This is a genomic window from Ligilactobacillus ruminis DSM 20403 = NBRC 102161 (assembly GCF_900113455.1).
Lineage (GTDB): Bacteria > Bacillota > Bacilli > Lactobacillales > Lactobacillaceae > Ligilactobacillus > Ligilactobacillus ruminis.
Genome location: NZ_FOPI01000027.1, coordinates 19815 through 29322, shown reverse-complemented (window position 1 = coordinate 29322; position 9508 = coordinate 19815). Strand labels below are relative to the sequence as shown.

The 9508-nt window shown below is 40.2% G+C and carries 9 protein-coding genes and 1 pseudogene; 6 read left to right on the top strand and 4 right to left on the bottom strand.

The genetic code is table 11. The features are described from left to right. The coding region (gene tnpB, locus BMZ95_RS11700; protein ID WP_225357372.1) for an IS66 family insertion sequence element accessory protein TnpB at window positions 1-75 on the bottom strand (75 nt) is incomplete at its 3' end. Between the two features lies 1 nt (window position 76). Beyond that, the gene (locus BMZ95_RS08230) at window positions 77-277 is read right to left on the bottom strand and encodes a hypothetical protein (RefSeq protein ID WP_004563576.1); all 201 of its coding nucleotides are present in this window, start codon (window positions 275-277) and stop codon (window positions 77-79) included. A 209-nt stretch (window positions 278-486) separates the two neighbouring features. Between BMZ95_RS08230 and BMZ95_RS08225 the strand changes: the two genes are divergently transcribed. Both BMZ95_RS08225 and BMZ95_RS08220 read left to right on the top strand, forming a co-directional pair. Next, complete coding sequence (locus tag BMZ95_RS08225; protein WP_046922883.1) at window positions 487-1056, top strand: LysM peptidoglycan-binding domain-containing protein; 570 nt, start codon at window positions 487-489, stop codon at window positions 1054-1056. Between the two features lie 33 nt (window positions 1057-1089). After that, window positions 1090-1998 (top strand): YihY/virulence factor BrkB family protein, encoded by a 909-nt coding sequence (locus BMZ95_RS08220; protein WP_046922884.1) that lies wholly within the window; start codon window positions 1090-1092, stop codon window positions 1996-1998. Between the two features lie 368 nt (window positions 1999-2366). Here the strand turns inward: BMZ95_RS08220 and recX are convergent, their stop codons facing one another. Both recX and BMZ95_RS08205 read right to left on the bottom strand, forming a co-directional pair. Continuing rightward, a complete protein-coding gene (recX, locus tag BMZ95_RS08215; protein ID WP_046922885.1) occupies window positions 2367-3176 on the bottom strand; it encodes a recombination regulator RecX in 810 nt (269 codons plus the stop codon). Between the two features lie 202 nt (window positions 3177-3378). Further along, a pseudogene (locus BMZ95_RS08205) lies at window positions 3379-4432 on the bottom strand (RNA-guided endonuclease InsQ/TnpB family protein). 228 nt (window positions 4433-4660) lie between these two features. Between BMZ95_RS08205 and rlmD the strand changes: the two are divergent. The 4 genes from rlmD (at window position 4661) to BMZ95_RS08185 (ending at window position 9151) form a co-directional block, all read left to right on the top strand. After that, a complete protein-coding gene (gene rlmD / locus BMZ95_RS08200; protein WP_080927213.1) occupies window positions 4661-6055 on the top strand; it encodes a 23S rRNA (uracil(1939)-C(5))-methyltransferase RlmD in 1395 nt (464 codons plus the stop codon). Between the two features lie 92 nt (window positions 6056-6147). Then, entirely contained in the window at window positions 6148-6693 is a 546-nt protein-coding gene (gene ntdP, locus BMZ95_RS08195) for a nucleoside tri-diphosphate phosphatase (RefSeq protein ID WP_003692663.1), read from the top strand. A 115-nt stretch (window positions 6694-6808) separates the two neighbouring features. Further along, window positions 6809-7948 (top strand): AI-2E family transporter, encoded by a 1140-nt coding sequence (locus BMZ95_RS08190; protein WP_046922887.1) that lies wholly within the window; start codon window positions 6809-6811, stop codon window positions 7946-7948. Between the two features lie 159 nt (window positions 7949-8107). After that, on the top strand, window positions 8108-9151 hold the full coding sequence (locus BMZ95_RS08185) for an NAD(P)H-dependent glycerol-3-phosphate dehydrogenase (protein WP_046922888.1): 1044 nt from the start codon (window positions 8108-8110) through the stop codon (window positions 9149-9151). The last annotated feature ends 357 nt before the right edge of the window (window positions 9152-9508 follow it).

Genomic DNA, 9508 nt, shown 5'->3' with positions numbered 1-9508 from the left:
CTCGGTAACAAGAGCAGCCAATCCGTCTATCCCTTTGCGAAGATCGGTCTTACCGCAAATGAGATAGATTTTCATATTATTTATATTTGGAAACATTTTGATCACGATACCAAAGATAGTTGTTCAAATTTTTGAGAATCTCTCTCGAAGCTCCGTTGTAGATTCGGATTTCAACATCTTCCGTAATAATTTTCGCAGCCATTTCCCTGACCGGTCGATATGTTTCTTTAGGGCTTCGGTCAACAAGGTTGACTTCCACGACGTCATCCAATTTCATATTTAAACCTCCGATATACTTGATGTTTAAAGCATACCAAGACATCAGAGGTTTATGAAGAACGCTTATTTAACGACCGCTTACGCTTGTCCTGGCTTTTTTAGGTTCAAGCAAATTTTTTGCATAAATCTATGCAGATAAAGCAATTTTATAGTATCATGTTACTTAAAGGAATATATAAGCGACTGACGTCTTAAGGAGGTATTGGTGTGGCAAATCGTGCAAAAAATCATCATAAACGAAAAAATACGTTTAAAATTATCAGAGCCGCTGTAATTGTTCTTGTGATTGCGGTTATTTGCATTTTAGGATTTAAGAGTGATTTTGTCCAGGGAAGATTGGCTTCTTCTTTTGGCAATAATGCTGAAATTCAAAAGCGTGAATATAATAAGCAGCGAGAAATCGCCAAAAAGAAGTATGGCGAGTACAAGGAACCAAAAGGTGATTCCGAAAAGGTTTCTTCAAGTTTGAAAAAGACTTCCTCAGTTGTTTCTTCAAGTAGCGTTGCATCATCAAGTTCGGAATCGTCTGTTTCAAGGTCTTCATCGTCGACTAAGAAAAACAAGGGTGAGTATACTACATATACGGTCAAATCAGGGGACTATTTATCGACGATTGCAAGCAAGTACAGAACTACGACGCAGGAATTGATGGATTTGAACAATCTTACGAGCGGAACCATTAATCCTGGGCAGGAATTGAAGGTTCCGGCTAATTCAAGCAATAATCAGGATTCAAGCAGTGCTGACAGTTCGGGCCAAGGTGATTCCGATAACTAAGTTCTAAGATGAATGAAAGGAAGGCGAGTGCACGTGAAAGACGTTAATAAGGGTGTACGCACTTTCTTTTTATCTGCAGCATCACGTTTTAATCAGGCAAACGTTTCAAACGAAGCAATCGTAATTTCTTATTATGCGTTGTTGGCAATTATTCCTCTGATGATTTTTATCGGAAATCTCTTGCCGCTTTTGCATCTTAAAGCAAGTACCGTTCTGGCATACATCGAAATGGCAATTCCGCGTTCGATATATCAAACGCTCAAACCTTTTATCATTCAATATTTGGAAAATGGATCATCTGGCGGCGCAGCCTCGATTTCTGGTCTTATTTCAGTTTGGGCAGCGAGCCGTGGATTTAATGCAATGAAGAGATCGCTAAATGTTGCTTATGGAGTTGAAAACAGTCAAGGAATGCTTGCAAGGAGACTGTTTGCGTTTTTATTTACCGCGTTTCTTGGCGTGGCATTCGTGTTACTGTTCATCATTTATAGTTTTGGGCAGGCGGTTCTTGAATATCTGGCACCGTTGTTTAATTTGCCGATGGACATGATTGATACTTTTAATCAGGTCAAGTGGCCGACTATAATGGTCGGTATTTTTTTGATTATGGTATTGCTTTATGCGTTTATTCCGAATGCCAAGCTTCATTTGCGCTTTATCTGGCCGGGAGCTCTTTTTGCGACGTGCGGATGGATGGTCTTGACTCAGGGGTTTTCGGTATACGTCAAGTATTTTGCCAGAACCGTTTTGAGTTACGGAACAATCGGAACCGTAATTGTTGTTTTATTTTGGCTGAACTTTACATGTTGGGTGATTATGGTCGGAGGAATCATCAATGCCACCCTTGAAGAGATGTGCTTTGGTGAAGTCAAGCCTAAGCATGACCCGATTGAAAATTTTGGAAAAAATGCTTACAATCGCTTTTTAAAATGCAAAAAATAATATTGTCTTTGAAAGCGGAAATTTAAGGAAAAATGCCCTTTTCCAGATTTAATTAAATGAAACGCGGGACAATGCGGTCAAGTCAAGTTTCGACTGCTTTTGTCCGGCGTTTTTATTTCGATACGAAAAGAGCTTCTTTTTTAAAATATATTTCTGAAAACTATTTAGTCAGCATTTTATGGAAATCTACCGATTAGTTTTACTAAATGCGATTCTTTTTGGCTATTTTCATCACGGCAAGAGATTGTCACGCATATGCAAAAAAACGAATTAGATTTTAAATTAATTGCAAATCATCTGGGTTTTCAGTTTGAGGCATAGTTTTTCCAAGCCTCTTTTTAATTATGTTCAGTTAAACCGCTTCGAACTCAGTTTTCCGTTTCAGTATTTTCTAATTCATCCAGAATTCGGTCGCATTCATAGAGGTCAAATCCTTTGCGAAAAAGCGCAGCCTTGATTTTATTGCGTCTTTTTTTCAAGTCGATGCGGCTGTTTTTGTGCCAAAGGTTTTCTGTTTCCAATCTGAGATTTTCATGTTCCTGATCGACGTCTTTTGTCAGATTCAAGGATTGTCTGACTTGCGATGCCAGTTCTGATGAATATCCCTTGTTGAGCAAGGCTTGCGTAATTTTTTGATTGCACTCATTGAATGACTTTTTTTTCGATTTGGCGACTGTTTTTTTTGCAAGTTTCAAAGCGTTTTTCAACTGCATTTCGGCAGGATATTCAAGCAATGCATCTTCCGTGTCATACAGGCTGATGCCTTTTTCTTTTAAAGAATTAGCAATGAATCTTGGTCCCTTGTCAGTTGTTTTTGCCATTGTTCTGACGTAGCTTTTAGCGTATTCCGAATCGTTTAGCAATTTCATTTTTGTCAGTTTTTTGATAACGGTTTCGATAATGCTATCTTCCAAACCTTCTTTTGCCAATTTCTGACGTGTTTCTTTTTCAGTCCTCAATGAGTAGCTCAAATAATCTAGTGCTTTGTTCAAAGCCTTAGACAGATCATCCGCTTTAAAAATTTCTTCCAAGTCGGCCGAATCCAGTTCTTTTCCTTTTGACAGCTGAAATTTGACCAAAACATCTTCCGAAACGGAAAAAGCATAGTTTCCGTCTAAAAAAACGTTGAAGCGACCTGGGCGTTTTTGAGCGGTGATTGAGGTTATTTTTTGGTTCATTGTTCAAAAACCTGCTATATAAAATGTAGAATAATATGGAATTGTAAAACGTTTTCCCGCATTATTCAGAAAGAATATAGCTTTTCCTTTCCTAAATTTTATTTGCTGCCGTCAACGCTGGTATTCCCATATCCTAACGTGAGGTTAATGAAAGTAACCGGCTCTTGCAGCTTAAGGACGTATCCCGCCCATTTTGATTTTCTTATATCAAAGCCAACAAATTCATGACCGCATTTTCATCTCTGTCCATGACGACACCGCATTCATAACAAACATATTCGTTATGCTTGGTTTTATGTTTCATGTTGCCATCAAGACCGATTTTGTCATCACCAGTCTTGACGAATCCGCATCGAGAACAACGTTGCGTGCCTGGATAGAATTTGTCGGCTAAAAATAATTCTTTGCCGTACCATTGGTATTTATAAGCTAAAACCTGTCTGAAACAGCCAAACAACGACCGCTGCAATCCTTTGGACGCAACGTTCTGCATTCGCTTCACGTCCAAATCTTCAATAACGATTTCGTCATAATTGTTGACCAGCTTGGTCGTAAACTTTTGAACGATATCATGCTGAATGTTGCAACTTTTCGATAATCACGCCGCAACTTGGTTTTCGGTTCAACGTAATTGTTTGATTGAGCTGCCTTCTTCCCGTTTGTTTTCCGTTTTCTGGCTAACAAGCGCTGATAATGCTTGATGCGCTCATACAAGGTTTTGAGATTATGCGGTAAAGTTTTGACTTGTCCTTCCGTGTAGCTGAAATGACCAACGTTGACGTCAATTGCCGTTTTCAGCTTTTGTTTTGATTTCGACTTCAAAAGGCAGACTCGCCCAATATTTTCCGTTTTCACGGTAGATCGAAACGACTTTTAATTCGCCCTTCAAAGTTTTTTCGCCTTTGAGCCGAATATCGTACCAGTTTTTAACGCCGTGCGGTTTATCTAATCGCAACTTTCCATTGCCGATTTTGGCCCTGTCTGGGGGCTTTTTTAGACTTGAACTGATGTTTGTTAAAGGAATTTTTCCAAGTCTTGCCTAAATCAGAAACGGCAAGCTGAAGATATCTGGCTGACAACTGATACTGCCAGTCGGATTTATCAGCAACCAGTTCGTTACGAACCTTGCGTTCATTGGGCAAAAGTTCTTTGTCTTCCAAAATCAAAGAGACATCATACATATCGCTCCATAAAGCCAACCCTTGATTCCAACGGTAGCGTCTGTAATCGCACAAATCGTCAAGCAACTTTTTCATGGTTCGATTGGGATGCGGTCTTGCTTTTGAGTCTTTATCATTGCTTTCACCGCCTTTCAAAGGATTATCGGTTTGCTTTTTGCTATATAATCCCATGCAATTCTGTCTTTTTCTACAAATTAATTAACAATTAAGTTGCTCCTTGCAATCATTGTAATGCGAAAGTATATTAGCGTCAAATTCAAGCGCATTGTGTTATAATCTAAGAGCAAGAAATGAAAGGAAAAAATGATGCAGCAAAAGAAGTTTACAGGAAAAGTCTATTTAAAAAAGGGTCAAACGATTCACGTCAAAATCAAGCGCTTGGGAATCAACGGTGAAGGAATTGGATATTATAAGAAAAAAATAATTTTTATTCCGGGTGCGTTGCCAAAGGAGTTCGTCAAAGCCAAAATTACGGAATCAAACAGAAACTATGCAAAAGCAAAATTGCTTGAAATAGTAGAAAAATCAAGTCAACGAGTCGATCCGGCCGATCATTACGATGTTGGCGGAATCGAATTGGAGCACTTGAACTATGATGCACAGTTGGATTTTAAAAGAGACGTTATTTTGCAGGCTCTTGAAAAATTCAAACCGCGCGGTTACGAAAAAATTGAGTTGCGCAAGACAATCGGGATGGATGATCCGTATCATTATCGCAACAAGGCGGCTTTTCAGGTCAGGATGACAAAGACTGGCAAGCTGATTGCCGGTCTTTACAAGCCGGAAAGCCATCATCTTGTCGATTTGCCGACGTTTGAAACACAGCGGAAACTGACGCTTGAAATAATTCGCAAAACGCTTGCCTTAATGGAAAAATGGCATGTTTGTGCTTATGACGAGCGAACAAACAAGGGGACGGTAAAGACGATGGTCGTCAGGGAGGCGTTTGCGACAAAAGAGGCTCAGCTTGTTTTCGTCACGAATGAGCATTTCATTGCGCACGCTTCTGAAATCGCAGCGGAACTCAGAAATGAATTTCCCCAGCTTGTTTCAGTGATGCAAAATTATAATCCTGGCAAAACGTCGCTTGTCTACGGTGATGAAACGACTCGTATCTTCGGAAGAGATTATATCATCGAAAAACTCGGCGACGTTTCGTTCAAACTTTCAGCAAGGGCTTTTTTCCAGATGAATCCGATTCAGACCAAAAAAATGTATGATGAAGTTAAGCAGGCCTTGAATCTCAAGCAAGGGGAAATATTGGTCGATGCATATTGCGGTGTCGGGACGATTGGACTTTACTGCGGAAAAGAAGCCGGACTCGTATTGGGGATGGATGTTGTTTCAGAGGCGATTGCTGATGCAAAAGAAAATGCTGCAATGTCAGGAATTAAAAATGTCGTTTATGAAGAAGGAGATGCCAAAGAGATTTTTGCCAAGTGGGAGAAAGCCGGGCAAAAATTTGATGCATTGGTCGTTGATCCGCCGAGAACTGGGCTTGATGACGAGACGATCGAGGTCATTTTGCGAAATAAACCAAAGAAATTTGTTTACGTTTCCTGCAATCCGTCGACGCTTGCAAGGAATCTGGTCAGCCTCGTTTCGAAGTATGACGTCAGCTATATTCAGCCGATTGATATGTTTCCTCAAACGGCACGAACTGAAGCAGTGGTCAAGCTTGATTTGAGGCCTGAGTAAAAAACTTTAGGAATATTAATGAATATTTGGTATAATTAAAACGGTATCGGTGTAATTGCACCTGTGCTTATAACTCAGAAAGCAGGGATAATATGCGTCATTCGAACGGACCCAGGGAAGGCGAATTTATTACCATAAAAAGTTATAAACACGATGGCAGCTTGCATCGAACGTGGCGCGATACGATGGTGCTCAAAACCAGTGAGAATGCACTGATCGGGTGTAACGATCATACTTTGGTCACAGAGTCGGACGGCCGACGTTGGGTAACGCGCGAGCCGGCACTCATGTATTTTCACAAGCACTATTGGTTTAATATCGTCACAATGATCCGCGATAATGGAGTTTCTTACTATTGCAACCTGGCTTCTCCGGTGGTTTTGGACAAAGAGGCTCTTAAGTATATAGATTATGATTTGGATGTCAAAGTTTTTCCGAATGGCGAAAAACGGCTACTTGATGTTGATGAGTATGAGGAACACGGAAAAAAGTGGTCCTATTCTCCGCAGACAGACAAAATTTTAAAGCATAATGTACGTATTCTGGTTGATTGGATCAATAATCGCAAGGGACCTTTCTCAAAAGAATATGTCGAGATTTGGTACAATCGCTATTTAGAATTATCGCGGCGGCAATAGCTGTCGTTTTATGTTTGTAATGAAAAGACCGGGATTTTGTTCCCGGTCTTTTTTTTGCACAACTCAATCTGTCGCGGTATACTTATACATGAATTACGAATGAGGGGGTGTATCTTTGTTTTCTAACAAAAATAAGGACAGATTGATGTTTTGGACTTTGGAATTGCTGCTTTTAGCGCTGCTGATTTGGGTATGTACAAAGATTCAATTTTTGTTTGAACCGATTGGGACGTTCATTTCAACGTTGTTTGCCCCGATTTTGATTGCGGGTTTTTTGTTTTATCTGCTTAATCCGCTTGTCAATCTGTTGATGAAAATTAAAGTAAAAAATCATCATGTTTCAAGAACTGCTGCAGTTGCAATTGTTTTCTTGCTGTTGATTGCGATTATCGTGTCTGCTCTATCATTTTTGATTCCGAATATTTTGAATCAGGTTGAGCAGCTGATTCAAAACATGCCTGAATACATCAGGAGCTTCCAACATTTTTTAACAAAGATTTTTCAGCAAAAAAATCTGCCGCCGTGGATCGTTGACTTGACTAAAGACGTTGACATCAATGCGTATACGAAGGAAATTGAAGAATCCCTTTCTGGATTTGCCAAGAATTTTATGATGTCGATAACGTCGAGCATCGGATCGATTATCGGGATGGTTACGAGCGTAACGGTCACTATCGTTACGGTTCCATTCATGCTTTTTTACATGCTAAAGGACGGTCATAAGCTCGTTCCGACGGTTACGGGTGTTTTCTCGGAAAAGCATGCAAATCGAATCGGAGAACTTTTGGAAAAGATGAGCAAAACGATTTCAAAATATATCTCGGGACAAGCGATTGAATGCTTGTTTGTTGGGACATGTACCGCAATCGGCTATGGAATCGTCGGCGTTCCGTTTGCTCTTTTGATCGGTATTTTTGCCGGAATCACCAATATGATTCCTTATATTGGACCTTACATCGGTTTGCTTCCTGCGCTGATTCTTGCCATGTCAAATTCAGTCAGGCAGACGATTTTGGTGATCATCGTCTGCGTTGTCGTTCAACAGATTGACGGCAATTTGATTTATCCAAACGTAATCGGCAAGTCGTTGGATATTCATCCTTTGACGATTATCATTATTTTGCTTGTTGCCGGCAATTTGGCAGGATTGCTCGGGATGATTTTGGCGGTTCCGGTTTATGCTGTCATCAAAGTGATCGTCATTTATATTTACGACATTATAATGTTAAATCATGAAAATAACAGCGACAACTAAATATTTTATTATTAAAACGGTGACGAAAAACGCAATAAAGAACGAAAAAAACGTCAATTATTTTAAGATTGTGCAATAATGAACATTTGCCTTTTTGCTCAAGATGTGGTAACTTGAAAGTGGTATGAAAACAAATAATTGATAGTAAGGATGTAAGAAATGACAGAAAAAATTGCTGTTTTAGGCGCAGGTTCCTGGGGTAGTACTCTTGCAACCGTTTTGGTGGAAAATGGTCATGATGTGAAACTTTACACAAACATTCAAGCGCAAGCTGATGAATTAAATGAGAAACACACGAATGAACATTACATGCCAGGGTTCAAGTACCCCGAAAAGCTCTATACGACAACTGACTTGGAAGAAGCCGTTGATGGGGCAGATGCTATTTTGTTCGTTGTACCGACAAAAGTTATTCGTTTGGTTGCTGGCCAGCTTAAAGATATTTTGGCAAAGACGAATGCTCGTCCGTTGATTATTCACGCAAGCAAGGGTCTTGAAATCGGGACTCACAAACGGATTTCTGAAATTATCATGGAAGAATTGACAGAGCGTTATGCCAAGGGCATAGTCGTTTTGTCGGGGCCAAGCCATGCTGAAGAAGTTGCCAGAAAAGACATTACGTTGATTACAGCGGCTTCAAACGATATTGAAGAAGCTGAGTACGTGCAAGATTTGTTCTCTAACAATTATCTTCGAATTTACACTAATGATGACGTTATTGGCGTTGAAACAGGTGCTGCATTTAAAAACGTCATTGCGATTGGCGCAGGTGCTCTTCACGGCTTAGGATATGGTGATGACGCCAAGGCTGCTTTAATGACTCGCGGTTTGGCAGAAATTGCTCGTTTGGGCATGGCGTTCGGAGCAAGTCCGTTGACGTTCATTGGGCTTTCAGGCGTTGGTGACTTGATTGTAACGTGTACTTCGGTTCATTCGCGCAATTGGCGTTGCGGTAATGCTTTGGGTCAAGGCAAGTCGCTTGATGAAGTCGTAAGGGATATGGGCATGGTTATTGAAGGAATCAATACTTGTGAAGCTGCTTACCAGCTTTCGCAGCAAGAACACATTGACATGCCGATTACAACGGCTATTTATAACGTTTTGTTCAAGGGGGCCGATATCAAAGAAGAAATTGCTGACTTGATGGGTCGCGATAGTCGTTCTGAGATTATTGGCCACGCAAAAGATATCAGACGTAAATAATCATCTATCGGAATATGAAAAAGAAAGAGGCTGGGAAAAAGTCTCTTTTCCCTTTTGAATTAAACGAAAAGCCGAACGAAGGCGGTCAATTTGCGACTGACTTTGACGGCTTTTTTAAATGCAGTGCTGCTCAACTGATTTATCCAAGATTGCACTCAAATTTACGCACAAACGGCCCATTTTCAGCGATATGTCCGTAAACGGCAGAGCTTTTGCCAAATGCAGCTGATAAATCAGCGCGCCAAGCTCTCAGGAAAATTTACCGCCAAACTATTTTTGGTTATTTTCATCATAACAGAGAAATTGTCATGCATACGAAAAAACCGGATCAGATTTGCAATGATTGCAAATATAATC

Excerpts from the sequence above, each read along its gene's own strand:
- BMZ95_RS08230 (WP_004563576.1), bottom strand. The coding sequence starts at position 277 with ATGAAATTGGATGACGTCGTGGAAGTCAACCTTGTTGACCGAAGCCCT.
- recX (WP_046922885.1), bottom strand. The coding sequence starts at position 3,176 with ATGAACCAAAAAATAACCTCAATCACCGCTCAAAAACGCCCAGGTCGC.
- rlmD (WP_080927213.1), top strand. The coding sequence starts at position 4,661 with ATGATGCAGCAAAAGAAGTTTACAGGAAAAGTCTATTTAAAAAAGGGT.
- ntdP (WP_003692663.1), top strand. The coding sequence starts at position 6,148 with ATGCGTCATTCGAACGGACCCAGGGAAGGCGAATTTATTACCATAAAA.
- BMZ95_RS08185 (WP_046922888.1), top strand. The coding sequence starts at position 8,108 with ATGACAGAAAAAATTGCTGTTTTAGGCGCAGGTTCCTGGGGTAGTACT.